The 24,817-nt window shown below is 70.8% G+C and carries 23 protein-coding genes; 7 read left to right on the top strand and 16 right to left on the bottom strand.

The window, feature by feature from the left end; all coding sequences use genetic code 11:
* Positions 1 to 13: 13 nt before the first annotated feature.
* The gene (locus tag NVV95_RS06570) at positions 14 to 943 is read left to right on the top strand and encodes an NADP-dependent oxidoreductase (RefSeq protein ID WP_259485740.1); all 930 of its coding nucleotides are present in this window, start codon (positions 14 to 16) and stop codon (positions 941 to 943) included.
* Positions 944 to 1,090: 147 nt separating this feature from the next.
* Here the strand turns inward: NVV95_RS06570 and NVV95_RS06575 are convergent, their stop codons facing one another.
* The 5 genes from NVV95_RS06575 to NVV95_RS06595 form a co-directional block, all read right to left on the bottom strand.
* Positions 1,091 to 2,944: a glycoside hydrolase family 35 protein gene (locus NVV95_RS06575; RefSeq protein ID WP_259485741.1), complete on the bottom strand. Its 1,854-nt coding sequence runs from the start codon at positions 2,942 to 2,944 to the stop codon at positions 1,091 to 1,093.
* Entirely contained in the window at positions 2,937 to 4,565 is a 1,629-nt protein-coding gene (arfA, locus tag NVV95_RS06580) for an arabinosylfuranosidase ArfA (protein WP_259485742.1), read from the bottom strand. The genes NVV95_RS06575 and arfA overlap by 8 nt, the downstream gene beginning before the upstream one ends.
* A 76-nt stretch (positions 4,566 to 4,641) precedes the next feature.
* Positions 4,642 to 5,988, bottom strand: a complete 1,347-nt coding sequence (locus NVV95_RS06585; RefSeq protein WP_259485743.1) for an ABC transporter substrate-binding protein — start codon at positions 5,986 to 5,988, stop codon at positions 4,642 to 4,644.
* A 61-nt stretch (positions 5,989 to 6,049) separates the two neighbouring features.
* Positions 6,050 to 6,859, bottom strand: a complete 810-nt coding sequence (locus tag NVV95_RS06590; RefSeq protein WP_259485850.1) for a carbohydrate ABC transporter permease — start codon at positions 6,857 to 6,859, stop codon at positions 6,050 to 6,052.
* A gap of 112 nt (positions 6,860 to 6,971) precedes the next feature.
* Positions 6,972 to 7,877, bottom strand: coding sequence for a carbohydrate ABC transporter permease (locus NVV95_RS06595; RefSeq protein ID WP_259485744.1), 906 nt, complete (start codon positions 7,875 to 7,877; stop codon positions 6,972 to 6,974).
* Positions 7,878 to 8,073: 196 nt separating this feature from the next.
* On the opposite strand from NVV95_RS06595, the gene NVV95_RS06600 reads away from it, so the two are divergent.
* Complete coding sequence (locus NVV95_RS06600) at positions 8,074 to 9,066, top strand: LacI family DNA-binding transcriptional regulator (protein WP_375163789.1); 993 nt, start codon at positions 8,074 to 8,076, stop codon at positions 9,064 to 9,066.
* A gap of 18 nt (positions 9,067 to 9,084) precedes the next feature.
* Here NVV95_RS06600 and NVV95_RS06605 read toward each other — a convergent pair whose 3' ends face one another.
* Together NVV95_RS06605 and NVV95_RS06610 are read right to left on the bottom strand one after the other, a co-directional pair.
* A complete protein-coding gene (locus tag NVV95_RS06605) occupies positions 9,085 to 9,735 on the bottom strand; it encodes a DUF1345 domain-containing protein (protein ID WP_259485746.1) in 651 nt (216 codons plus the stop codon).
* A gap of 17 nt (positions 9,736 to 9,752) precedes the next feature.
* On the bottom strand, positions 9,753 to 10,289 hold the full coding sequence (locus tag NVV95_RS06610; protein ID WP_259485747.1) for an MOSC domain-containing protein: 537 nt from the start codon (positions 10,287 to 10,289) through the stop codon (positions 9,753 to 9,755).
* A 115-nt stretch (positions 10,290 to 10,404) separates the two neighbouring features.
* Between NVV95_RS06610 and NVV95_RS06615 the strand changes: the two genes are divergently transcribed.
* From NVV95_RS06615 to NVV95_RS06630, 4 genes are all read left to right on the top strand, one after another.
* The gene (locus NVV95_RS06615; RefSeq protein WP_259485748.1) at positions 10,405 to 10,971 is read left to right on the top strand and encodes a PepSY domain-containing protein; all 567 of its coding nucleotides are present in this window, start codon (positions 10,405 to 10,407) and stop codon (positions 10,969 to 10,971) included.
* 69 nt (positions 10,972 to 11,040) lie between these two features.
* Positions 11,041 to 11,715, top strand: coding sequence for a response regulator transcription factor (locus NVV95_RS06620; RefSeq protein WP_259485749.1), 675 nt, complete (start codon positions 11,041 to 11,043; stop codon positions 11,713 to 11,715).
* Positions 11,708 to 13,057, top strand: coding sequence for a sensor histidine kinase (locus tag NVV95_RS06625; protein WP_259485750.1), 1,350 nt, complete (start codon positions 11,708 to 11,710; stop codon positions 13,055 to 13,057). Before NVV95_RS06620 ends, NVV95_RS06625 begins: the two co-directional genes overlap by 8 nt.
* Positions 13,058 to 13,200: 143 nt before the next feature.
* Positions 13,201 to 13,674, top strand: a complete 474-nt coding sequence (locus NVV95_RS06630) for a hypothetical protein (RefSeq protein ID WP_259485751.1) — start codon at positions 13,201 to 13,203, stop codon at positions 13,672 to 13,674.
* A gap of 192 nt (positions 13,675 to 13,866) precedes the next feature.
* On the opposite strand, the gene NVV95_RS06635 is transcribed toward NVV95_RS06630, so the two are convergent.
* The 9 genes from NVV95_RS06635 to NVV95_RS06675 form a co-directional block, all read right to left on the bottom strand.
* On the bottom strand, positions 13,867 to 15,180 hold the full coding sequence (locus tag NVV95_RS06635) for an HNH endonuclease signature motif containing protein (RefSeq protein WP_259485752.1): 1,314 nt from the start codon (positions 15,178 to 15,180) through the stop codon (positions 13,867 to 13,869).
* Between the two features lie 41 nt (positions 15,181 to 15,221).
* Positions 15,222 to 16,688: a hypothetical protein gene (locus NVV95_RS06640; RefSeq protein WP_259485753.1), complete on the bottom strand. Its 1,467-nt coding sequence runs from the start codon at positions 16,686 to 16,688 to the stop codon at positions 15,222 to 15,224.
* 124 nt (positions 16,689 to 16,812) lie between these two features.
* Positions 16,813 to 17,082, bottom strand: a complete 270-nt coding sequence (locus tag NVV95_RS06645) for a hypothetical protein (RefSeq protein ID WP_259485754.1) — start codon at positions 17,080 to 17,082, stop codon at positions 16,813 to 16,815.
* Between the two features lie 92 nt (positions 17,083 to 17,174).
* The gene (locus NVV95_RS06650; RefSeq protein ID WP_259485755.1) at positions 17,175 to 18,653 is read right to left on the bottom strand and encodes an aminopeptidase P family protein; all 1,479 of its coding nucleotides are present in this window, start codon (positions 18,651 to 18,653) and stop codon (positions 17,175 to 17,177) included.
* Positions 18,650 to 19,504, bottom strand: a complete 855-nt coding sequence (locus tag NVV95_RS06655; protein ID WP_259485756.1) for an ATP-binding cassette domain-containing protein — start codon at positions 19,502 to 19,504, stop codon at positions 18,650 to 18,652. The genes NVV95_RS06650 and NVV95_RS06655 overlap by 4 nt, the downstream gene beginning before the upstream one ends.
* On the bottom strand, positions 19,501 to 20,454 hold the full coding sequence (locus NVV95_RS06660; RefSeq protein WP_259485757.1) for an ATP-binding cassette domain-containing protein: 954 nt from the start codon (positions 20,452 to 20,454) through the stop codon (positions 19,501 to 19,503). The genes NVV95_RS06655 and NVV95_RS06660 overlap by 4 nt, the downstream gene beginning before the upstream one ends.
* Positions 20,451 to 21,416 (bottom strand): ABC transporter permease, encoded by a 966-nt coding sequence (locus NVV95_RS06665; protein ID WP_259485758.1) that lies wholly within the window; start codon positions 21,414 to 21,416, stop codon positions 20,451 to 20,453. The genes NVV95_RS06660 and NVV95_RS06665 overlap by 4 nt, the downstream gene beginning before the upstream one ends.
* Entirely contained in the window at positions 21,413 to 22,492 is a 1,080-nt protein-coding gene (locus NVV95_RS06670; protein ID WP_259485759.1) for an ABC transporter permease, read from the bottom strand. The genes NVV95_RS06665 and NVV95_RS06670 overlap by 4 nt, the downstream gene beginning before the upstream one ends.
* A 3-nt stretch (positions 22,493 to 22,495) precedes the next feature.
* Complete coding sequence (locus NVV95_RS06675; RefSeq protein WP_259485760.1) at positions 22,496 to 24,094, bottom strand: ABC transporter substrate-binding protein; 1,599 nt, start codon at positions 24,092 to 24,094, stop codon at positions 22,496 to 22,498.
* A gap of 125 nt (positions 24,095 to 24,219) precedes the next feature.
* On the opposite strand from NVV95_RS06675, the gene NVV95_RS06680 reads away from it, so the two are divergent.
* Positions 24,220 to 24,807 carry an Lrp/AsnC family transcriptional regulator gene (locus NVV95_RS06680; RefSeq protein ID WP_259485761.1) on the top strand — a complete coding sequence of 196 codons (588 nt, stop codon included), beginning with the start codon at positions 24,220 to 24,222 and terminating at the stop codon, positions 24,805 to 24,807.
* The last annotated feature ends 10 nt before the right edge of the window (positions 24,808 to 24,817 follow it).

A 24,817-nucleotide genomic window follows, 5' to 3' on the forward strand; every position in this document is an offset into this window, starting at 1 on the left:
GAGGATGGAAATGATGAAGGCTGTGCGATTCCACGAGGTGGGCGGACCCGAGGTTCTGCGCTACGAGGAGATGCCCGCGCCGACGCCTGCGGCGGGTGAGGTGCGACTGCGGGTGGCTGCGTCCGCGTTCAATGCGGCCGACAACGGGATGCGCGGCGGCTTCCTGCCGATCCCGGTGGTGCTGCCGCACGTGCCGGGCTACGACGTGTCGGGCACCGTCGACGCGATCGGTGAGGGGGTGGACGGGCTCGCGGTCGGCGACCCGGTGATCGCGTTCCTGCCGATGGAGCGCGACGGAGGCGCGGCCGAGTACGTCCTAGCCCCGGCGGAGGCCGTGACGGCCGCCCCCACGAGCATCCCGCTCGCCGACGCCGCGGCCCTGCCCTCGGTGGCGCTCACCGCGTGGCAGGCGCTCTTCGACGAGGGCCGGCTCGAGGCGGGCCAGCGGCTGCTCATCGTGGGCGCCGGCGGAGTCGTCGGCAAGTACGCCATCCGGCTGGCGAAGCGCGCGGGGGTGCACGTCATCGCGACGGCGAGCCCCCGCAGCATCGGCGCGGTGCGCGCGGCCGGAGCCGACGAGATCGTCGACCACACCCAGGCCGAGCTGCTCGACGCGGTCGGCGGGAAGGTGGACGTGCTGCTCAACCTGGCGCCAATCACGCCCGATCAGTTCGCCGCGCTGGTCGCACTCGTGCGCGACGGGGGCGCCGTGGTGAGCACCACGGCGTTCATGGCCACGCCGGATGACGCCGACCGCGGGGTGCGCGCGGCCACCGTGTTCGTGCTGCCGAACCGCGAGCGGCTCGCGGCATTGGTGTCCCTCGTCGACGGTGGCGAGCTTGAGGTCGAGGTAACCCGGCGCATCCCGCTCACCGAGCTCCACGCGCTGCACGCGGAGGCGGCCGAGGGCCGCCTCGCGGGCAAGGTGATCGTGCTGCCGTAGCAGTGCGGCCCACTGATAACCCGCACAGGGCACCCCTCCCGAGAACGGGGTCGCGCAAAAGCACGTTCGCGAGTCCACGAGGACGCTTTTGCGCGACCCGGATGCGGACGAGGGCGCTTTTGCGCGACCCGGAGGGGCGCGGACGGGTCAGAAGTCGGTGTGGCCCAGGTCGGGGGATGCGACGAAGGTCGCCACGGGGGACGCCGCGTGCAGCTCGAGCACCACGAGGGTGTTGCCGGTGGCGCGCAGGACGGGGGCCGGCACGATGAGGGTGTGCTGCGGGCCCCGCGACCAGAAGCGGCCGAGGTTGAAGCCGTTCACCCAGACCGCGCCCTTGCCCCAGTCGCGGGTGTCGAGGTAGAGGTCGGCGCCGGGGTCGACGTCGAACGTCGCGTAACCGAAGGCGGGGCCGGCGAGCGAGCCGAGGCCAGCCGCCGATGCGACACCTGGAGCACCGGCACCCGAGCCGGCACCGGATGCTCCGGCCGCCGCGAGTGCGTCCGTCAGCGCCGCGAGGTTGTCGAGCGGGAGGGGCAGCACCGTCCAGCGGCTGAGCTCCTCGCCGTTCAGGCAGGCCGGGCCGATCAGGCCCTTGGACTCGCCGATGCGGGGGCCGTAGTCGACGCGGCCCTGGTCCTCCACGAGGATGTCGAGGGTTCCGCGGGCGCCGGCCGGCAGCGCGATCCGTCGGTCGTGGTGGTCACGGGCGAGCACACCCAGGGTGACGCCGTTCAGGCGCACGATGGCGCGGTCCCGCACCTCGCCGAGCTCGAGCACAGGTGCGAGCACGGGAGCGGACACGGGGAGGGAGGACGAAGAGGACGAGGAGGTCGTGTCGATCTCCGTCCGGTACAGCGCGAAGCCGCGGAACAGCCCGAGTGCGTCCATGGTCGGCAGCGCATCCGTCGCCACCCACTCGCCCAGCAGATTGGTCACCGAGTCGAGAGGCAGCGACGCGGTGAGCGGCACCCGGAAAGCGGGGGCCGGCGGCGCGTCGGCGGGCTGAGCATCCGGAACCGCCGCGTTGTACTTCGCCAGCACCTCCCGGAACGCCCAGTACTTCGACGTCGGGAACCCCGCCTCGTCGAGCGGTGCGTCGTAGTCGTAGCTCGTCACGATCGGCTGGTACACGCCCTTGTCGTTCGCCCCGTTGGTGAACCCGAAGTTCGTGCCCCCGTGGAACATGTAGATGTTCACCGAGGCACCGAGCGCGAGCAGCTCGTCCAGGTCGGCCGCCGACTGCGACGTCGAGGTCGTGTGGTGGTGGGCGCCCCAGAAGTCGAACCAGCCGTCCCAGAACTCCGAGCACATCAGCGGCCCGGTGGGCTGGTGCTCGCGCAGGGTCGCCAGGCGCTCGGCCGAGCGGGAGCCGAACGAGCCGGTCTTGTGCAGGCTCGGCAGGCTCCCGTTGGCGAGCATCTCGTCGGTGGGCTGGTCGACCGTGGTGAACGGCACGGTCAGGCCGATGCCGCGGTTCATCGCGACGAGCTTCTCGAGGTACACCGGGTCGGAACCGTAGGCGCCGTACTCGTTCTCGATCTGCACCAGGATGATCGGCCCGCCGTTGTCGACCTGCCGGGGCACGAGCACCGGCGCGAGCTGCTCGAGGTAACGCTGAACGGCGGCGAGGTACTGCGGCTCGTCGCGGCGCACGCCCACGGTGCCGCTCGTGAACAGCCACGAGGGCAGCCCGCCGTTGTCCCACTCGGCGCAGATGTAGGGCCCGGGGCGCACGATGGCGTGCATCCCCTCGGCCGCGACGTCGTCGAGGAAGCGCCCGAGGTCGAGTCCGCCGCTCAGGTCGAACACGTCCTCCTGCGGCGCGTGCGCGTTCCAGGCGACATAGGTCTCGATCGTGTTCAGCCCCATCTCCCGCGCCTTGCGGATGCGGTCACGCCACAGATCGGGGTGCACCCGGAAGTAGTGCAGCGCTCCCGAGAGGATGCGGAACGGCCGGCCGTCGAGCTCGAACTGCTCGGATCCGATGGCGAACTCAGACATGCGTGTCTTCCTTGGGCTGGGGCGAGAGGGTCTGGGGCGGGCGGGCCTGGGGTGAGCGGGTCTGGGGGGCTATCACCACGACCGACCACGACAGGGCCGGCAGGGTGGCGGTGAGCAGGGCGCCGTCGAGCCTCACCCCGTCGAGTCGGGTCAGCGCGACGGGCTGGGCGTCGGCGTCGTTGATCGTGTGCCGGTCGCCACCCGGCGGGGTGCGCAGGGTCTCGGCGCTCACCAGGCGAAACAGCTGCAGAGCGGATGCTCCGCCCGCCCCCACCGGCGAATCGGCGACCCCGCGCAGGGCCACCTCGAGCGCGACGTCCTCCTCGAGCGAACGGTTCGTCACGAACAGCACGATCCCGCCGTCGTCCGCCACGGTCGCGACCGCGTCGACGAGCGGCGCCTCCCCGTGAGCAGCGGTGCGGATGCTCGGCACCTCGATCACGGGCGCGACGACCCGTCCGTGCGCGAGCGCCGCGGTGCGCTGGAACGGGAAGAAGGTGCTCTGGCGCCAGGCCGGCCCGCCCGGCTCCGAGCGGACGGGGGCGATCACGTTCACCAGCTGCGCCAGGTTCGCCATGGTCACGCGGTCGCTGTGCCGCAGCAGCGACACGAGCAACGAGCCGACGACGACCGCGTCGGTCACCGAGTAGGCGTCCTCGATCAGGCGTGGGCGCTCGGGCCAGTCGCCGTTCATCACGACCGGCTTGTCGATCTCGTTCCAGCGCCGCTGGTACCAGACGTTCCACTCGTCGACACTGATGCCCACCGGATGCTCGGACCCGGGGCCCGCACCCGCCTCGTCGATGATCGCGGCGACCTGCTCGATGTAGCGGTCGAGCGCGGTGCCCGAGGCGAGGAAGCTCGCGGCGTCGCCGTCGGACTCCTCGTAGTAGGCATGCAGCGAGATGTGGTCGACGAGGCCGACGGTGTGCCGCAGCACGGTGCGCTCCCACTCGCCGAAGGTGGGCATCTCGGCGTTGGAGGAGCCGGCGGCGACGAGCTCCACCGCGGGGTCGATGAACTTCATCAGGCGGGCGGTCTCGGCGGCGAGCCGGCCGTACTCGTCGGCAGTCTTGTGGCCGATCTGCCAGGGGCCGTCGACCTCGTTGCCGAGGCACCAGAGCCGGATGCCGAAGGGCTCCTCGGCTCCGTTCGCGCGCCGGCGCTCGGCGAGCGCGGTGCCGGCGGGGTGGTTGGCGTACTCGAGCACGTCGGCCGCATCCGCGATGCCGCGGGTGCCGAGGTTCACGGCGTACATCAGCTCGAGCCGGGCCTCGCGTGCCCAGTCGGCGAACTCGTGCAGGCCGATCTGGTTGGTCTCGACGCTGTGCCAGGCGGCGTCGAGCCGCACGGGGCGCTCGGAGCGCGGGCCGACGCCGTCCTCCCAGCGATAGCCCGAGACGAAGTTGCCGCCGGGGTAGCGCACGGTGGTGGCGCCGAGCTCCTGCACGAGGGCGAGCACGTCGGCGCGGAAGCCGTCCGGCCGGGCCGAGGGGTGGGCCGGCTCGTAGATGCCCTCGTAGACGCTGCGGCCCATGTGCTCGACGAAGGTGCCGAAGAGCCGCCGGGGGACGGCGCCGATCGACGTCGCCGGGTCGATCGAGAGTCGGGCGGAGAGCATCCGGAGCCTTTCGTGAGCAGGGGGTGAACAGGACGAGCGCGGCGGCCGGGGTCGCCGACCGCCGCGCTCGTGGGTGCTACTTGACGGTGAAGCCCTGCTGGTTGCCGTAGTCGACCAGCTGGTCCTGCCAGGTCGACAGGCCCTCGTTCAGGTCGCCCTTGTTCTCGTAGGCCTGGCCGACGGTGTCACCGAAGATGCTGTTGGCGTACACCTGGTAAGGCAGGTAGTGCCAGCCGGTGGGCACGTTCTTCGACGCGTCGACGAGCACCTCGTTGATCTTCTGGCCGCCGAAGTACTCGGGGGCCTCGGCGAGGAACTCGGGCGACTCGAGGTCGGCCGTGGTGGCGGGGAAGCCGCCCGACTCGAGGAAGACCTTGATCGACTCGGGGTCGGAGTTCAGCCACTTCAGGAAGCCGGCCGCCAGGGCCTGGTTCTTCGACTGCTTCAGCACGACCTGGCCGCCGCCGCCGTTCTCGGCGGTCACCGGGGTGCCGTCGTAGGTGGGCATGGGGGCCACGCGCCAGTCACCCGAGGCGTCGGCCACCGAGGACTCGAGCACGCCGGGCATCCACGCGCCGGTCAGGAGCGTCGCGATGCTGCCGTCGCCGAGACCCTTGTACCACTCGTCGCCCCAGCTCGGGGTGCTGGAGAGCAGGCCGCCCTCGTTGAGCTTGTTCCAGGTGTCGGCCCACTTCTTGGAGCCGTCATCCTGCAGGTCGATCGAGACGTCGGTGCCCTCGGCGGTGAACGGCTTGCCGCCGGCCTGCCAGATCATGCTGGTGGCGAAGCCGGGGTCGCCCGTGTCGGAGGTGATGTACTTCGACGGGTCGGCCGTGTGCAGCTTCTCGGCCGCGGCGACGTACTCGTCGTAGGTGGTGGGCACGGCGATTCCGTACTGGTCGAACACCGTCTTGTTGTAGAACATGGCCATGGGGCCCGAGTCCTGGGGCAGGCCGTAGATCTTGCCTTCGAAGGAGACCGAGCTCCACGGGCCGCCGCTGTACTGGCTCTCGAGGTCGCCGAAGCCGTAGGAGCTCAGGTCGACGAGGGAGTCGGAGAGCGCGAACTGCGGGATGGCGTAGTACTCGACCTGGGCCACGTCGGGGGCGCCCGAGCCCGCGGTGATCGCGTTCTGCAGCTTGGTGTACTCGTCGGTGTTGGTGCCGGCGTTGACGAGCTTGACGTCGACGTTCGGGTAGGCCTTCTCGAAGGCGGCGACCTGGGCCTCGCCGGACGGGGTCCAGCTCCAGTAGGTCAGGGTGCCGCCCTTCTCGAGCGCGGCCTCGATGTCGTCGGACGAGCCGCCGCCGCTCGACGAGCTGCTGCCGGAGGCGCAGGCCGCGAGCGAGAGCCCGAGGGCGAGGGTGGTTGCTGTGGCGAGGGCGACACGGCGCAGTGTCGACCTCCGGGACGTGATCTTCATCGGGGGTTCCTTTCGAACTTCTTCGTTGTGGAGGGGGTGCTCGGGATGGTGCGGGGGTGCGTCACTGCTTGACGCTTCCGGCGCTCAGGCCCGACTGCCAGAAGCGCTGGAGGAACAGGAAGGCGACCACGATCGGCACGATGGTGAGGAGAGCACCGGTGATCACCAGGTTGTAGATGGGCTGGGCCGCGACGCCGCTCGCCTGCGCGCTCCACTGGCTGAGCCCCACGGTGAGGGGGTACCAGGTGGGCTCGGAGAGCATGATCAGCGGCAGGAAGTAGTTGTTCCAGGTGGCCACGATGGCGAACAGCAGCACCGTGACGATGCCGGGCGAGAGCAGTCGCAGCGAGATCGTGAAGAAGGTGCGGATCTCGCTCGCCCCGTCCATCCGGGCCGCCTCGAGGATCTCGGTGGGCACCGCGTCGACCGCGAAGTTCCAGATCAGGTAGAGGCCGAACGGGCTGATCAGCGAGGGCAGGATGACCGCCCACGGCGTGTTGGTGAGGCCGAGCTGGCTGAACATCAGGAACGTCGGCACCGCCAGGGCCGTGCCCGGGATGGCGACGGCACCTAGCACGACGGCGAACACCGCACGCCGACCCGGGAAGTTGTACTTCGCCAGCCCGTAGCCGGCCACCGTCGCGAGGAAGGTCGCCCCGCCCGCTCCGACCACCACGTAGAGCAGGGTGTTGCCGAACCACTGCAGGAAGATGCCGTCGCGGTAGGTGACGGTGTCGACGATGTTCTGCCAGAGGTTGAAGTCGCCGCCGAACCAGAGGCCGAAGCTCGAGAACAGATCGGCCTGGCTCTTGGTGGCGTTCAGCACGAGCCAGAGCAGCGGGACGACGGAGTAGATGACCACGATCGCCATGACGATCGTGAGCACGATCGACTTGCGCTGGCGCGGGGCCTTGCTCGGGCGCACGTAGTTCGGGCGGCGGGTCTTCTTCGCCGCGGGCAGGGTTTCGGTGACGGCGCTCAACTCAGCGCACCTCCTGACGGGAACCGCGCAGCTGCACGATGTAGGCGATGACCGCGGTGATGATGCCCATCACGATCGCGACGGTGGCGGAGTAGTTGAACTGCTGGCCGGCGAACGAGAGGTTGTAGGCGTACATGTTCGGCGTGAAGTAGCTCGAGATGACGTTCGGTGCGAGGTTCTTCAGCAGGTTCGGCTCGTTGAAGAGCTGGAAGCTGCCGATGATAGAGAAGACCGTCGCGATGACGATCGAGCCGCGCAGCGCCGGCAGCTTGATGCCCGAGATGATGCGGAACTGGCCGGCACCGTCGAGCTCGGCCGCCTCGTACAGCTCGCCGGGGATGACCTTCAGCGCCGCATAGAAGATGAGCATGTTGTAGCCCATGAACTCCCAGGTGACGATGTTGCCGATCGAGGCCAGCACCCACTGCGAGCTGAACGGCTGCAGCAGCTCGAAGCCCACGAGGTCGTTGATCGAGCCCGAGAGGCCGAACTGGTTGCCGTACATGAAGCCCCAGATCAGGGCCGCGACGACACCGGGCACGGCGTAGGGCAGGAAGATCGCGATGCGGAAGAAGCTCGAGCCGTGCAGGCGGGCGCTGTCGACGGCGAGCGCCACGAACAGCGACAGGGCGAGCATGATCGGCACCTGCACCACGAGGAAGAGGGTGACGCGGAACAGCGACTCCCAGAACTTCGCGTCCTGGAACAGCTGCACGTAGTTGCCGAGGCCCACGAAGCCCGAGCCGCCGACGAGCTGCTGGCGGAACAGCGAGAGCACGATCGCGTAGACCACGGGAGCGACCAGCACCGCGAGGAACACGATCATGAACGGGGCGACGAAGCCCCAGCCCCGCCAATCGCGTCGGGCCCGCCGCATGGGGCGGGGTGTGACTGCTGCCGACGTCATCGTCCACTTCCTTCGCTGGAGGGTTTCTGCTCGTTCTGCTCGTATCACCGCGATGTTTGCGTCAACATGAGCCGCGACGAGCATAACATGTTGACGTAACCATGCAAGCGCTGACGGGGATCGGTGCCACGCTTGATCGCAACGAGGGGATACCGTGACCGACACGCTAAAGTCCGGCCGACGCCGGCCGCCGTCGATGGCCGACGTCGCCCAGCACGCGGGCGTCTCGTCGCAGACGGTGTCACGGGTCTCCAACGGCCTCACCAACGTCGACGAGTCGACCCGCGACCGGGTGCTCGCCTCGATGCAGGCGCTCGGCTATCGCCCGAACGGCGCCGCGCGCGCCCTGAAGAGCGGCCGCTTCAACAGCATCGGCGTGATCATGTTCACGCTCGGCACCTTCGGCAACATGCGCACGCTCGACGCGATCGCCACCGAGGCGGCCAAGGCGGACTACTCGGTCACGCTCATCCCGCTCGTCGACCAGACGCAGGGCGCGGTCACCGGCGCCTACCGCCGGCTCAACGACCAGGCCGTCGACGGTGTGGTGATCGTCTTCGAGGCGCACCTGATCGACCGGGGCGAGATCACGCTGCCGCCCGGCCTGCCGGTGGTCGTCATCGACTCCAACGCGGGCTCCGGATACGCGGTGGTCGACAACGACCAGATGGAGGGCGCGCGGCTCGCGACCCAGCATCTGCTCGACCTCGGCCACCGTCAGGTGCACCACATCGCCGGGCCGACCACCTCGTTCTCGGCGATGCACCGGGTGGACTCGTGGCGCGCGACGCTGCGTGCATCCGGAATCACGCCGCCGTCGGTGCACCACGGCGACTGGTCGACCGAGTCGGGGTACCAGATCACGCTCGGCCTGGCCGCCGACCCCACGGTGACCGCGATCTTCGCCGCGAACGACCAGATGGCGCTCGGCGCGATGCGGGCGCTGCACCAGCTGGGGCGGGACATCCCGGGTGACGTGAGCGTCGTGGGGTACGACGACATGGAGGAGGCCCACTCGTTCTGGCCGCCGCTGACGACGGTGCGGCAGGACTTCCACTCGGTGGGGCGGCTGGCGATGTCGCGGTTGTTCGAGCAGATCGCGGCGGGCGGGCACTCGTCGTCGGGCGGGGTGACGACGGTGCCGACGGAGCTCGTGGTGCGGGAGTCGACGGGGGTGGCGCGGGCGTAGGGGGGCCTCGCCGTCGTCCTAGAAGCCCGACACGAGGTTCACCAGCGTCGCCAGGATGACCGCTCCGAACAGGTACGACAGCAGAGAGTGGCGAAGAACCGTGCCCCTGATGGCGGACGACGAGATGTTCGTGTCGGAGACCTGGAACGTCATTCCGAGCGTGAACGCCAGGTAGGCGAAGTCGGCGAACCGCGGTGGTTCGTCCTGGTTGAAGCTCACGCCGCCCGGCGTGCCCGAGTAGTAGAGCACCGCGTAGCGCAGCGTGTACAGGGTGTGGATCAGGAACCACGACAGCACCACGCTGAGGATCGCCGTTCCGCTCAGCACGTCCCGTTCGACGCCCGGCGACGCGGTCGAGAGCACCAGCACGAGCACCACGACCACGAGGCTCGCGACGCTGGCGAGCAGCAGCAGCACGTCGCTCGTGGTGCGGGTCGGGTTCTCCCGGCTGGCGTGGGTCTGCGTCTGGTGCGCATCCAGGTGACCGATGTTCACCCAGACCCACGTCAGGTACACGATGCACGCCGCGGCCCAGCCGGCGACGACACAGATCTCGACGAAACCCGCGGCGGCCACCGCTGCGGCGACGACCACCCCGGTGATCGCCATCATGATGAAGCGGATGCGCGCCCGGCGGACCCGCGCTTCCTCGATCCCCGCCTGTCCCATCCCTGAGGGTCGCACGGTCAGACCGGTTGCAGCGACTCGTGCGGCTCGGCCGGCAGCTCCACGCGGATCGTGTCGCCCGGGCGCACCTCGCCACCCTCCAGCACGACGCCCATGACCCCCGCCTTGCGCACCGTGCGACCCTCGGCGTCTTTCCCGACGACCTGCTTCAGCAGGCCCGGCTCGAACCGGTCGATCTGGAGGCACGGGTTCCTCAGCCCGGTCACCTCCACCGCCGCGTGGGCGCCGAGTCGGAGCACCGTGCCGCGCGGCAGCCCGAGCAGGTCGATGCCCTCGGAGGTGATGTTCTCGCCCAGCTCGCCGGGGGCAACCTCGGCGTCGACGTCGTCGAACAGCTCACGGTGGATCAGGTGGACCTGCCGGAGGTTGGGCTCGGTCGGGTCGCGGCGGATGCGCGAGAGGTGCTGCACCGTCTCACCGAAGTGCGCGTCGCCCTCGATCCCTCGGCCTGCCACGAGGGTGACGACCTCCTGGGGCGCCTTGGAGAACCGATGCTGGTCGTCACTGCTGACGGATACGACACGTGCGCTGGTCATGCCTCCAGTATTCACCCGCAGCCACCCGCGCTTCAGGCTGGCTTCAGCGGCCGCTTGGCAGGGTGGCGGAGTTCGCACGCAGCGCGTGCCACCTCACCTCACGAAAGAGAACCCCATGCAGAAGAAGACGAAGATCATCGGCGGAGCAACCCTGGCGGCCGTGCTCGTTCTCGGCGGCTCCGGCATCGCCTACGCCGCGACCGACGGGTTCGAGGGTTCCGACGCGCTGACGGGCGGCGACCTCGACCGCGCGGCGTCGGTCGCCTCCGAGGAGATCGGCGGCGGATCGGTGACCTCGGCCGAGCGCGACGACGACGGGTACGAGCTCGAGCTGACGGGCGACGACGGGCGGTACTACGAGGTCGAGCTCGACGGATCCTTCGGGGTGGTGTCGAGCAGCCCCGACGAGCGGGTGGGCGACACCGGATCGGGCGGCACGGGCGACGAGAACAACGCGGGCGGCGGCGGCAGCGCATCCGTCGACCCCGACGACCTCACGGGAGACGTTCTCGACCAGGCCTCGAAGGCCGCCGTCGCCGCAGCCGGCGGTGGCACCGTGACCGACGCCGAGACGAGCGACGACGCCGACCACGCCTACGACGTGGAGGTGCGACTCGACGACGGCACCGAGGTCGACGTCGACCTCGACGAGTCGTTCGGCGTGGTGCGCGTCGAGAAGTAGTCGTGTGGCACAGGGCGGGCTCGCGGTCGGGCCCGCCCTTGTAGCGTTGTCGAAGCAGAGGGGAGTCGGATGCGCATCCTGGTGATCGACGACGAGCTGAACCTGTTGCGCGCCGTCGAGACCGGGCTCGAGGCAGAGGGGTTCGCGGTCGACACCGCCACCAACGGCACCGACGGGCTGTGGCTCGCGCAGGAGAACGACTATGCCGCCATCGTGCTCGACCTCATGCTGCCGGGGATGAGCGGGTTCCGCGTCTGCGAGGAGCTGCGGCGCGCGGGCGACTGGACGCCCGTCATCATGCTCACCGCGAAGGACGGCGATCTCGACCAGGTCGAGGCGCTCGATACCGGGGCCGACGACTACCTCACCAAGCCGTTCTCGTTCCAGGTGCTGCTGGCGCGGTTGCGGGCGCTGATCCGGCGCGGGGGCGCCGAGCGGCCGACGGTGCTGACCGTGGGCGACCTGGCGCTCGACCCGGCGGCCAAGCGGGTCACCCGAGGCGCCGTGCCCATCGAGCTGACGACGCGGGAGTTCAGCGTGCTCGAGTACCTCGTGTCGCGGGCGGGCGCCGTGGTGTCCAAGCGCGAGGTGCTCGGCGCCGTGTGGGACTTCGACTTCGAGGGCGACCCGAACATCGTCGAGGTGTACGTGCGGCACCTGCGCAACAAGGTCGATAGGCCGTTCGGGCGGGCGTCGATCGAGACCATGCGCGGATCGGGGTACCGGGTGGTCGACGATGGGTGAGCGGCGGCGGTTCCGTTCGGTGCGGGGGCGGATCACGCTCGTCACGACGGTGGTCGCCGCGGTGTCGGCGGGGCTCGGCGGGGCCGGGTTCGCGCTGGTGCTCTCGCAGAGCCTGCTCGACCAGGCGCGGACGGCCGCCTCCGTCGAACTCGAGCGGTTCGAGGCCGCCCTCGACGCCGGCGGGCCGGCTGCGCTCGCCGAGCTCGACGGCTACGGGCAGCTCGTGCGCGACGGGGTCGTGCTGGGTGCGACCGACGAGCTGGAGGATGCGCCGGCGCTGGCGGGGCGCTCCGACGGCGACGGCGACGGCGCCGACGAGCTGACCGGTCGCGTGATCCCGGTGCCCGACGAGGACGACTCGATAGTAGTCGCCGCGAATGAGACCGACGCCGGCCTGCTCATCGCCGGAGTCGACGACGGCCCGCGTGCCGAGGCCGTCGTCACGACGATCGTGCTGCTGCTCGTGGCCGTGCCGCTGCTCGTCGCCGCCATGGCCCTCGTGACGTGGCTCGCCGTGGGCCGGGCGCTGCGGCCGGTCGAGCGCATCCGCTTGGACACCGAGCAGGTCACCGCCGCCGACCTCGGCCGTCGCATCGCCGCCCCCGGCTCGGGCGACGAGATCGATCGCCTCGCCCAGACCATGAACCGCATGCTCGAGCGCCTCGACGAGAGCCAGCGCCGGCAGCGCCGCTTCGTCTCCGACGCCTCGCACGAGCTGCGTTCCCCCATCAGCGCCCTGCGGCAGAACGCCGAGGTGGCCCTCGCCTACCCCGAGCGGATGCCCGCCGACCGCCTCGGCCGCACCGTCGCCGAGGAGTCCGCCCGCATGGCCGAGCTCGTCGACGGGCTGCTGCTGCTGACGCGGGCCGACGAGCGTGGCCTGGTTCCGGATGCCCGGGACGTCGACCTCGACGATCTCGCCCTCGCCGAGGCGCGGCGGCTCCGCGCACTCGCGCCCGACTCCGGGCTCGTCATCGACGCGACCGCCGTCTCGGCTGCGCGCGTGCATGGCGACGAGCAGATGCTCGCCCGAGCCCTCCGCAACCTCGGCGACAACGCAGCACGGCACGCCCGCGGCCGCATCGCGCTGAGGTGCCGCGTCGAGGGCGGCGTCGCGGTGCTCGCCGTGGACGACGACGGCCCGGGCATCCCACCCTCCGAGCGCACCCGCGTCTTCGAGCGCTTCGTGCGGCTGGACGAGTCGCGCGCCCGCGACAGCGGCGGCTCGGGTCTCGGGCTGCCGATCGTGGCATCGATCGCGGCGGCGCACGGCGGGACGGTCGAAGCGCTGGACTCGTCGCTCGGCGGGGCCCGCCTAGAGCTCAGGCTCCGCTCCGCCTGACGTGGCCTCCGCCTGACGTGGCCTCTGTCTGAGGTCGCCGCGATCGGCTCCGAGTGAGGATCGGCGTGAGGATCCGGCGCCCGCGCGCTCGGATTCCGTTAGGACTCCCGCACCGCCCCGGCCGGCGGCGTAGACCTTCATTCGTGACTCTCACCAGCATCCTCCCCACCCTCCGCGCCTCCATCCCTGACCCCCTCGCGATCGACCGCTGGCCCGAGTGGACCCACCCCACCACCACCGACGTCATCGTCTCCGGCGTCTCCCTGCTGCGCCTCGTCGCCATCTGTGGCACCCCCTGCGTCCACGTCGCCGCCGCTGTGGTGCCCGGCACCCACGGCCGCCCCTCCGACCGCGACCAAGCCTGTGTGGTCGTCGCCCGGGTGACCGCGATCACGCACGGGGGCGAACTGGTGCTCGACGCAGGCCTCACCGACACGGCCGCGTGCTTCGACGAACTCCGGATGCTCGGCCGCGCCTCGACCCGGCACACCCGCCCGTTCCAGCTCTCGGGGCATACCGTCCAGCTGCCCGACGACCTGGCGCCCGGCGACCTCGTCGCGATCCCCTGCGGCGGCGCGCTCACCTGCCGCCAACTCCGCACCCCGGCCGCCTCCTGAACCGCACCCCACCCGTGGACTCGTGACCATCGTCACGTGTCTCTCCACCCGGCCATGGCCATCGAGGGCAAGCGCGTCAGCGCGCGGCAGCCCCTCCGGGTGGGACGGGTGGCGCTGGCTGCCGACTGGGCTGCCGCGCGCTTCGCGCTTGCCCTCGGTTGCCGTGGCTGGTTGGCGCAGGTGGGCGCGTTGTCACGCAGCCGGGCGCGTGATGGTGCGTCGGCGTGTGGTCGGGATGGGTGTCTGTTCAGGATCGTTCCACCGGGGCGGGATCAGATGCGGGACTCCGCCCTGCATGACTAGTTTCCAGTCTGCTTTGTGGAGGTGTGAGTGGTGGAAGTGGCAGAGGAGGACCCCGTTGTCGATGTCGGTTCTGCCGGGTGGGTGGTCGTCGGAGACCCATTCGTCGGCGTGGTGGGTTTCGCAGTAGGAGGGTGGTCGGTCGCAGCTCGGCCACACGCACCCGCCATCCCGGGCGGCGAGTGCACGGTTCTGCGCGGCGGTGAAGAGCCGCTTCGTCTTGCCGTGGAACAGCACCTCGCCGCGGTCGCCGAAGAGCGTCACTGCCATCGGTGAGCTGCACCGCAGCTGCGCCACGGTCGACGCGGGTACGGGTTCGTCGAGTCCGTCGATGTACCCGACGCCGCGCCCGGCCTCGAGATCGGCGAGCGTCATGTGCAGGTTGAGGGTGGTGGTGGCGCCGTTGATGCGGGGCATGTCGTCGGCGCCGGCGGCTCGGGCGATGAGTTCGGTGATGGTGTCGGCGTTCTTCTGCGCCGCGGTGCGATCGTCAGCGGTGACGTAGTCGCTCTCCTCCATGAACCGCGGCCCGGTCACCCGGGGGCTCTGCATCGCTTGCAGGCTCGACATCCAGATGCCGCCCTGCTGCGGCATCAGTGCGAACTTCCCGCGGATCATCCCGTCCGGCGATTGACCGATGGTGAGGAAGCGGAGTTGCTGGTGCACCTCGTCCCGAGGTTCGGCGCCGTCGGGGTCGAGCACGTCCCGGAGGTGGATCGCCATTCTCGCGGTCTCATCGGCCGAGAAGTGGCAGGAGAGGGTCTTGTCGACCAGGGTCTCTTCGGCGCCGGCGACGACGTCGGGCGCGCATCCGCGGTCGGCGAGTTCGGTGCAGCGCTTGACGATGGTGGCGGCCGCCTCGATGGGCAGGTCGCCCGCGTCGAGCGCCTCAGAGACCAGGGGGAACGGCGCCGGCCCCTCGCCACCGCCGAGCAGGATCTCGCCGCGCAGCCGCTTCCCGAGGTCGAGTCGGTTCTTGCACTCCTTCGCCGATGCGCCCGTGACATTCGCGAGCAGCGCGACCGGCGAGGTGAAGTTCTGCGACCGGCTCAGGCCCTCGTCACCGAGCTCGGGACGCGACCGCACCGCGACTTCACCCGCGAACCGGATCTGCAGAGCCAAAGCCGCCCGCACGACGAGCTCGTTGGCCGCCATCGCCTCGAGCAGCGCGTCATCACCGAGGGCGGACACGGCGGCTGGAGTCATGCTGAGATTCTATCAGAAACAGCTGATGAATGCTCGGTTTCCTAGGGTGCGGTCGACGGTGACGCGGGCTTCGTCTGGGGGCGCAGCTCGGGCTTCGGGACGGGACCGGGGTCGGCCGGGGGCTCGGACTCCGCGGCCTGCGGCGGCGAGAACGGAGCGGTCGCAGAAGAGCCGGGGCCGGAGCCGCGGGCAGCCGCCCCCGAGCCGCGCTCGAGGTCGGTCTTCGGCTCCTCCACGATGATCGGGTGCTCGGCGGCGTAGCTGTCCTGGCGGATGCCCGTGATCTGCCACGACACCTCGACGTTCGGCTTGTCCGTCGCGACGGCGAAGCTGCCGTCGGCGACCTTGCGCGAGACGATCGCCTGGGCGAAGACGCCGATCACGGTGAGCTGGTAGCGGAAGTCCCGGTTCAGCGCCTCGAAGTAGGAGGGGAGCTCGACGGTCGCCTGGCCATCGGCATCGGTGGTGACGTTACCGTTGTAGACGTTCATCATGTCGGGCGACTCGACGAAGGAGTGCGACAGCCACTGGTTGTCCGGGTCGAGCGGGTGGTCGATCTTGAAGGAGCCCGCCGACTTGGACAGCGTGCCGTTGACGTGCATCCGCCCCGAGGCGTAGATCGCGTAGCCGGCGGGACTGGCTGCGCTGCCGTAGACGCCGTAGGTCTGGCCGCTGGTCGCCGTGGAGGTGCCGAAGACGCCGAAGGTCGTGGCCTCACCCCAGACGCCGACGTAGTTGGAGTCTCCGCGCACGCCCGCGGTGTACGCGCCCACTCCGCGAACGGCGTACTGACCGCCGTTGCCGGAGACGGCGTTGCCGGCATTGTTGTTCACGACTCCCACGACACCGGCTGTGCCGCCGCTGGCGTAGATGGCGGTGTTGCCGGAGGCGGCGAACAGGCCGTAGCCGTCGCTGTTCACGATGGCGCCGTAGCCGACGCCGCTGAAGTAGCCGCCGTAGCTTCCCGCGCCCGAGCCGGTGCCGATCACCCCGTAGGTGGTGCCCGACGCATAGCATCCGGCGTAACCGCCGGTGCCGTACAGGCCCATGTAGTTCTTCGACGTGCCCTCGACGCCGTAGCCGTCGGACGCCGACCCCTGCACGCCTCGACCGTCGCTGGCCGTGGAAGTGCTCGTGCCCTTGATGCCGATGCTGCTGCTCACGGCGTCGACCCGCGCTGCGGGTGCGGTGACACCGAGCCCCAGCCGGCCCTGCGGGGTCAGCCGCATCTTCTCCGAGACCGCCGAGCTCGTGTTGGCCTTCGTCTTGAAGATCAGCGCCGCACCGGAGGTGGTGGGGCCGAGGAAGTTGCTCGTGGTGACGCCCGTGTTCCCGCCGAGCATCCAGGGCGTGGTGGCGGATGCGGCGGCGGCGGGCTCAGCCGCCCCGGCCGTGACGGCGACCGCCGCTGCGGCGGCCCCGGCTGCTCCGGCGAAGAGGAACCGGCGCGGGAAGCGCCGCTCCAGTTCGGCTGGTTCGAGATCGACGGGACGCTTCATTGCGGGCATGGCAGACTCCGGCTTCCGGCGGTGCACGACGGGGGTGACTTGCGATGACCGAGAGTGTAGCCCCGGGCCGGAGCGGCGTACAGAGCGACGGCGATGCCCCGGATGCGCCCCGGGGGTCAGGGGGTCAGGGTGCGCCGACGACGCCCAGCACGAGTCCCGGGATCCACAGCGACACCGACGCCACGATGGCGGTGAGCGCCGCGCCGAGCACGAGCGCCGCCGCCGGCACGACGATCGCGAGCAGCACCCCGAGGGAGATGCCCGCCTGAGCGGCCCGCACGCCCGGCCGGTCGGTGACCTCGGTCTCCCCGGCGGCGATCAGCTGGCCCATGTCGTCGGGGGAGGCCGGCGCGTAGCCGGGTGAAGGAACTGAGGCACTCCCGGGCTCGACCATGATCGTCCCACCCTACGCTCGTCGCCCCCGACACGCCGGCGACGACTCACGCCGACGACCACCCGCACGGGCGACGACCCGCGCCGCCCGCCCTACCGCGCCAGCGCCCCCATCCACTCCTCCACCTCGGACGGCGTCCGCGGCATCCCCGCCGACAGCAGGATCGACGACGTCTCCGTCACCACCAGGTCGTCCTCGATCCGGATGCCCAGCCCCCGCAGCTCGGCCGGCACCGTCAGATCGCCCGGCTGGAAGTACAGCCCCGGCTCGACCGTGAGCGTGTTCCCGGCCGCGAGAACCCCGCCGAGGTACGTCTCGTGCGGAGCGTGGTTGCAGTCGTGCACGTCCATGCCGAGCATGTGCCCGGCCCGCGAGATGCTCCACCGCCGGTGGTACGACGCCGACGGCGCCATCGCCTCGTCGACCGAGCAGCGGATGAGGCCCAGCTCGATCAGCCCCTCCGTCAGCGAGCGCCCGCAGGCGTCCTGGTAGTCCTGGAATCGCACGCCCGCCCGCAGCGCGTCGATGCCGGCCTGCTGCGCGCGCAGCACGATCGAGTAGACGTCGCGCTGCAGAGGTGTGAAGGTACCGCTCACCGGGAGGGTGCGGGTGATGTCGGCCGCGTAGAGGGAGGCCATCTCCACCCCCATGTCCATCAGCACGAGGTCGCCGTCGACGAGGGGGCCGGTGTTCCGCGTGTAGTGCAGCGTGGTGGCGTGCGCTCCGGCGGCGACGATCGAGCCGTAGGCGGGCCCCTCCCCCTCCACGAGGGCGCGGCGGGCGAAGGTGCCCTCGAGGAAGCGCTCGCCCCGGGGGTTCGCGCAAGCATCCGACCACGCCTCGAGGCAGTCGTCGAAGCCGCGGGCGGTGCCGTCGACCGCGAGCTGCAGCTGGCCGATCTCCCAGTCGTTCTTGATCAGGCGCAGCTCGTCGAGCGTGGCCTTCAGCGCCAGGTGCGGCCCGAACACCGGCCCGCAGATCTGCCGCACCAGCTCGTCGACCCGCTCGTCGAGAGTGGGCAGCACCCGGATGCGCCGGGCCCGCCGCGCGGCCCGTTCCACGTCGCGGGTGAAGTCGGCGAGCGGCCGGGTCTCGATACCGAGGGCCGCCTGGGTCTCGGCGAGCGTGGGCCGCGGCCCCACCCAGAGGTCGCCGAGCGCGTCGTTCTGCCAGAACTCGTCGCCGTCGCGCCCCGACGGGGCACGCAGGTACAGGATCGACCCGGCCTCCCCGCCGGTGGTGTCGACCACGAGCACGCTCTCGGCGACGTCGTTGCCCGTCAGCCAGACGTGGTCGGTGCCCGGTCGGAAGCGGTGATCGCTGTCGTTGGAGCGCACCCGCGGCAGTCCGGCGGGGATGATCAGCAGCTCGGCCGGCAGCGCCTGCGCCAGCCGCGACCGGCGCTCGGCCGTGTAGGCGATCACGGGGTCGTCGGGGTCGATCACCGGCTCGGGGTCGGCCCAGCCGGCGGTCATGAAGGCGCCGTCGCCGGGCAGCGGGCTGCGGTTCACGGCCCGCGGCATGCTCCACCGAGCGGATGCCGCCGGCCCGGTCTCCTCCACCGCGCTCACGCGCTCGTCCGCTCCAGCGCCTCGGGCAGGTCGTCGAGCCAGGCGGCCCGGTCGGCCTCGGCGGGCGCGAGCGGCAGCCGGCCCAGCCCGTCGGGCAGCGGGATTGCCGCGAGCAGCGCCCGCGTGTACGGGTGCAGCGGGTTCTGCCACACCGTCTCGGTGTCACCCGACTCGACGACTCGGCCGCGGTACATCACGAGCACGCGGTCGGCGATGCGGCGCACCACCGAGAGGTCGTGCGAGATGAAGAGCATGCCGGCCCCGGCCTCGACGCTGAGCGAGCGCATCAGGGCGGCGACGCTCGTCTGGGTGGAGGCGTCGAGGGCGGAGATGGGCTCGTCGGCCACGAGCATCCGCGGGCGGGCCGCGAGCGCCCGCGCGATGGCGATGCGCTGCTTCTGGCCGCCCGAGAACTCGTGCGGGAAGCGGGTGACCATCGCGGGGTCGAGCCCGACCCGGCGCAGCCAGTCGGCGGGGTCGGAGCCCTCGTCGCCGCGGGCGAGCGCGGCACGCACGCCGTCGCCGATCTGCTCGCCGATGCGGCGGCGGGGGTTGAGCGAGGAGTTCGGGTCCTGGAAGACCATCTGCATGCCGGTCATCACCGGACTGCGGCGGCGCAGGCCGAGCGTCGGCACGTCGGCCCCGTTCAGCCGCACGTCGCCGGCCCGGCGCTTCTCGATGCCGACGACGGCACGCGCGAGGCTCGACTTGCCGCAGCCGCTCTCGCCGACCAGCGCCACGACCTCGCCGGCCGCCACACGGAAGCCGACCCCGTCGACCGCGCGCAGCGGCGGCCGGCGGCCGTACTCCACGACGATGCCCTCGGCCTCGAGAACCGTTCCGGCGCTCATCGCGCTCCCCCTTCGACGTCGTGATCCGAGGCGGCGACCGGGGCGTCCGAGCCGCCCGAGCCGGCCGCACCCTCGCGCCCCTCCACGAGCTCCTCGACCAGCTCCTCCGGGCTCTCCTCGAAGCTCGACCCGGGCAGCGCCGCGAGCAGCGAGCGCGTGTAGGCGTCCTGCGGCGCGGTGAACAGCTGCTCCCGGGGCGCCGACTCCACCACGAGCCCCTGCCGCATCACCGTCACCTCGTCGGCGACGGCGCTCATCACGCCGAGGTCGTGGGTGACGAGCAGGATGCTCAGCCCCCCGTCGTCGACCAGCTCACGCAGGAGCTGCAGCACTCCGGCCTGCACCGTCACGTCGAGCGCGGTGGTCGGCTCGTCGGCCAGCAGCACGGAGGGGTCGCACGCCAGCGCCACCGCGATCGCGATGCGCTGACGCTGACCGCCCGAGAACTGGTGGGGGTAGCGCGCGAGGGAGGCGCGAGCATCCGGAACGCGCACCCGCTCGAGCAGGGCCTCGGCCTTCGACCGGGCCGCCGCCTTGCCGAGGCCGAGGTGGTGGCGCAGGTGGTCGGTGAGCTGACGGCCGACGGTGAGCTGCGGGTGCAGGCTCGTCGACGGGTCCTGGAAGACCATGGCGACCCGGCGCCCGCGCACCGCGCCGAGCACCTGCCGCGACGCTCCGACGAGCTCGATCGAGCCGCCGGCCGAACCGCCTGCCGAGCCACCGGTCGTGACGCCGGCAGAAGTGTCGTCGGCCAGCCGGATGCTCCCGCTCGCCGTCATCGAGCCAGGGAGCAGCCCGAGCACGGCCAGCGCCGTCATGGTCTTGCCCGAGCCCGATTCCCCGGCCAGGCCGTGGATGCCGCCCCGCCGAAGCGCCAGGTCGATTCCGTCGACGATGGGGTGACTGCGGGTGCGGATGCGCAGCTCGCTGATGGTGAGTGCGTCGGTCACAGCGTGGTGCCTCCCCCGCGGATGGTCTGCGATTTGGGGTCGAGGGCGTCACGCAGGGCGTCGCCGACGAAGTTGAACGCGATCACCACGGTGAGGATCGCCAGTCCCGGGAAGACCCCGATCCACCACGCGTCGAAGTTCTGGATCGCATCCGACACCATCGAGCCCCACTCGGCGGTCGGCGGCTTCGCCCCGAGCCCGAGGAACGACAGCCCCGACAGCAGCAGGATGGCCGTGCCGATGTCGAGGCTCGCGAGCACGAGCACCGGGCCGACGATGTTCGGAGCGATGTCTCGGCCGAGCGAGCGCAGCGGCGAGAAGCCGAGCAACTGGCCCGACACGACGTAGTTCGAGGAGCGCAAGCCCAGCACGAGACCGCGGGTGAGTCGCGCGTAGGCGGGCCACGACACGATCAGCGCCGCGAGCACCGCGTTCAGCAGCGACGCCCCGAGGGCGGCCGCGATCACCATGGCCAGGATGACCGTGGGGAACGCCATCACGAGGTCGGTGACGCGCATCGCGACCTCATCGACCGCGCGGCCGAAGAAGCCGGCGATCGCGCCGACGACGGCGCCGATCAGCACCGACATCACCACGAGCAGCAGGGCGAGCGGGATGGTGACGCGGGCGCCCCAGATCACGCGGGAGAAGACGTCGCGGCCGAGCGCGTCGGTGCCCATCAGGGTGCCCTCGCCGGGCGCCTGGAGGATGGGCAGGTCCTGCGCGAGCGGGTCGTGCGGGGCGATCACGGGGGCGAGCACGGCGACGAGGATCCAGAGGACGCCGACGGCGGCACCGAACAGGCCGAGCGGCGCCGACCAGCGGCCGAGCCGCAGGCGCGGGCGACGCCAGCGGGGGCCGGCGGTGGAAACCGGGTCGAGCATCCCGGCGCCGACACCGTCGCGGGGGCCGGCCGGGGCACCGTCGCGCGGGTCGGGACGGGTGGTTCGCGCATCCGTCACGAGGCCAGCCTCACTCTCGGGTCGAGCACGCCGTAGAGCAGGTCGACGATCAGGTTCACGAGCAGATACATCACGCCGATCAGGAGGCCGACGCCCATGATGCCGGGCAGGTCGAGGTGCGAGGCGGCCTGGTAGGCGTACGAGCCGATGCCGGGCCAGGCGAAGATGGCCTCGACGAGCACGGTGCCGCTGAGCAGGCTGCCGAAGGCGAGGCCGACGACGGTGAGAATCGGGATGCTCGCCCCGCGCAGCACGTACGAGAAGATCACCGTGCGGGTCGGCAGGCCCTTGGCCCGGGCGGCGCGCACGTAGTCCTGGTCGAGGATCTCGAGCACCGCCGTGCGCACGAACCGGGTGAGCAGGCCCACCGTGTAGAGCGTGAGCACGAGCACCGGCAGGAACAGGTGCGAGGCCGCGTCGAGGAAGGTGTCGAGCTGACCGGCCAGCAGGGCATCCACCGTGTAGAGGCCCGTCACCGTCGGCGGCGTCGTGAAGTCGCTGCTCAGCCGGCCCGAGCCCGGGGCGATGTGCAGCTGGAAGTAGAAGACGTAGTAGAGCACGAGCGCGAGCCAGAAGGTCGGCACGCTGAGGCCGGCCAGCGAGACCACGCGCAGCACGTGGTCTGACGCCTTGCCGCGCCGGTACGCGGCGATCGTGCCGAGCACGACGCCGATGATCACGCTGAGCACGATGGCGCCGAAGGCGATCTCGAGCGTGGCCGGCAGGGCCTTCGCCAGGTCGTCGACCACGGGGTTGTGCGTGGTGGTCGAGACGCCGAGGTCACCGTGCAGCAGGTTGCCGAGGTAGGTGAAGTACTGCACCACGAGCGGCTGGTCGAGGCCGTAGGTGGCGCGGAACTGGGCGACGATCGCCGGGTCCTCCGCGGCGCGCTGGCCGAGGGCCGCCGCCACCGGGTCGCCCGGCACGAGGTTCGTCAGCACGAAGGTGACCAGGGTCACACCCACCACGAGCAGCAGCGAGGTGAGCACGCGCCGCAGCGCGTAGCGGAGGAACGGGTGGGCCGCCCGGCCCCCGCGCGAACGCGGGGACCGGACGGCCTTCGTGCTGGTGGACACGGGTTACTTCGCGGCGAGGGCCGCGATGTCGATGGTCCACACGGCGTTGTAGACGACGCCCGTCACGTCCTTGGCCGCGGCGATGTTGTTGCCGGGCTGGAGCAGCGGGATGAACGGACCGTCGGCGTTCAGCGCGGTCTGCAGCTCCTCGAAGCGCGACTGGCGCTCCTCGTCGCTGCCCCCGGCGGCCGCGGCGTCGGCGAGCGTCGAGATCGCGGGGTTCGCGCCCTCGGCCCAGCCGGAGCGGAGACCGACGACGTTGCCCGGGGTGAAGACGAGGTAGTCGCTCGGGTCGGGGTAGTCGGGGCCCCAGTACCACAGGCCCATGGTCTCGGTGCCGTTGCGGTAGGCGTCGAGCTCGGTGGCCACGGGGGCCGGGGCGAGCTCCACCGTGATGCCAGCGTCCTTGAGCTGCGACTGGATGCGCTGGGCGATCGTCGGGAAGTCGATGCCGTTCAGGCTGATGTCGCTCGGGAAGTTGAGCGTCACCGACTCGCCGGCGTAGCCGCTCTTCGCGAGGTCGGCCTTGGCGGCGTCGAGGTCCTGCGTGAGGGCGCCGCTCTCGGGCAGGGCGCCGAGCAGCATGCTCGGGACGACACCTGAGGCCTGCGCGGTTCCCGTGCCGGCGATCGAGACCAGGTCGTCGTAGTCGACGGCCTCCTTGACGGCCTTCACGAAGTCGGGGTTCGAGGTGATCGTCGAGACGCTCGGGTTCTGGTTGAGCAGCAGGAAGATGACGTTCGCAGAGGGGTCGCTGGTGACGTCGACGGAGTCGCCGAGGGCCTCGGCCTGGGTGCCCGAGAGGTCGAGCGCCACGTCGGCGCTGCCGCCCTCGACGTTGATCTTCTGGGTCGCGCCCTCGACGTTCTGGATGACCACGCGGCCGTAGCCGGGGGCGTCGCCGTCGTAGTTCTCGTTGGCCTTCAGCACGACCTGCGAGGCGAGGTCGAGGGTGTCGAGCACGTAAGGGCCCGAGCCGGCGGAGGTGGTGTTGAGGAACTTCTCGGCGGTGTCGGTCTCGTCGGTGGTGCCGCCGTTCTCCTTCACGACCTTCGAGTTCAGGATGCCGAGGGCCGGGTTCGCCAGGATCGCCGGGAGGGCGGGCGTGGGGTTCTCGGTGGTCAGCACGACGGTCGTGTCGTCCTTCTTCGTGACGGTGACGCCGTCGAGCAGGAAGGAGGGGTTGCCCTTCAGGCCGATCACGCGCTGCAGCGAGAACACCACGTCGTCGGCGGTCATCGCGGTGCCGTCGGAGAAGGTGTGCTCGCCCTTCAGGGTGAGGGTGAAGGTCTTCGCGTCGTCGGACTGCTCGAGGCTCGCGACGCCGTCGACGACCTTCGAGACGTCGCCGCCCTCGAAGGTGAGGAGGGTCTCGTAGAGCGCCTTGTCGACCAGCTGGCCGGTGGGCTCGTACATGCGGCCCGGGTCGGCCGTCTTGAGGTCGAACGCCTTGTTGATGGTGAGCGTCTTGCTGCTGCCATCGGCGGTGTCGGTGCGGCCCGAGGAGCAGCCCGCGACGAGGAGCGTGAGCGAGACCGCTGCTGCGGCGATCGCGACTCGGGTCGGGGTGGAGCGCGCTGTGCGTGTGGTGCGGAAAACCATGGAGGCCTCCTGGGAATGGGTCGGCTGGACGGTGTTGGGAAACTGTGGCACACAGCGACGCAGTCTTTTTTCACGGAGGCACTATCGTGGACGAAATGCCGACATCGGCGGACGAGGAGCAGATTATGTCGATCACCGATCAGGCCGTGACCCCGGCCGCTGGACAAAGCGCGGGCGGTCTCGACGAGGTCAATCTGCGCATCCTCGCCATCCTGCGGGAGAACGGCCGCATCTCGATGTCGGCCCTCGCCGAGCGGGTGAACGTCTCGCGGGCGAGCGTCTACAACCGGGTCGAGCAGCTCACCGCCTCGGGGGTGATCACCGGGTTCTCGGCCCAGGTCGACCCCGGCAAGGTGGGGCTCGACGTCTGCGCGCTCGTGTTCGTGACGGTGCACCCGCAGTCCTGGCACCGGTTCCGGGAGGGCATCCTGCAGATGCCCGACGTCGAGTACTGCTGCATCACCACCGGCGAGCACGACGCCATGCTGCTCGTTCGCTCGCTCGACATCGGGGGCGTGCACGACTTCGTCACGGGAGTCGTCGCCGCGCGGCCCGAGGTGAAGTCGGTGGTGTCGGTCGTCGTGCTCGACGAGGTCGTGCGGAAGGCCTATCTACTGCCCTCGGACATCCCCGACCGCTCGGGATCGACGAACCGCCTGGGTATGACGAGGTTCACCACGGCCGGAAACGGGCGGGACTCGGCACGCAGCTGAGCCCTGCCGC

Source organism: Herbiconiux gentiana (assembly GCF_024978135.1).
Classification (GTDB): domain Bacteria; phylum Actinomycetota; class Actinomycetes; order Actinomycetales; family Microbacteriaceae; genus Herbiconiux; species Herbiconiux gentiana.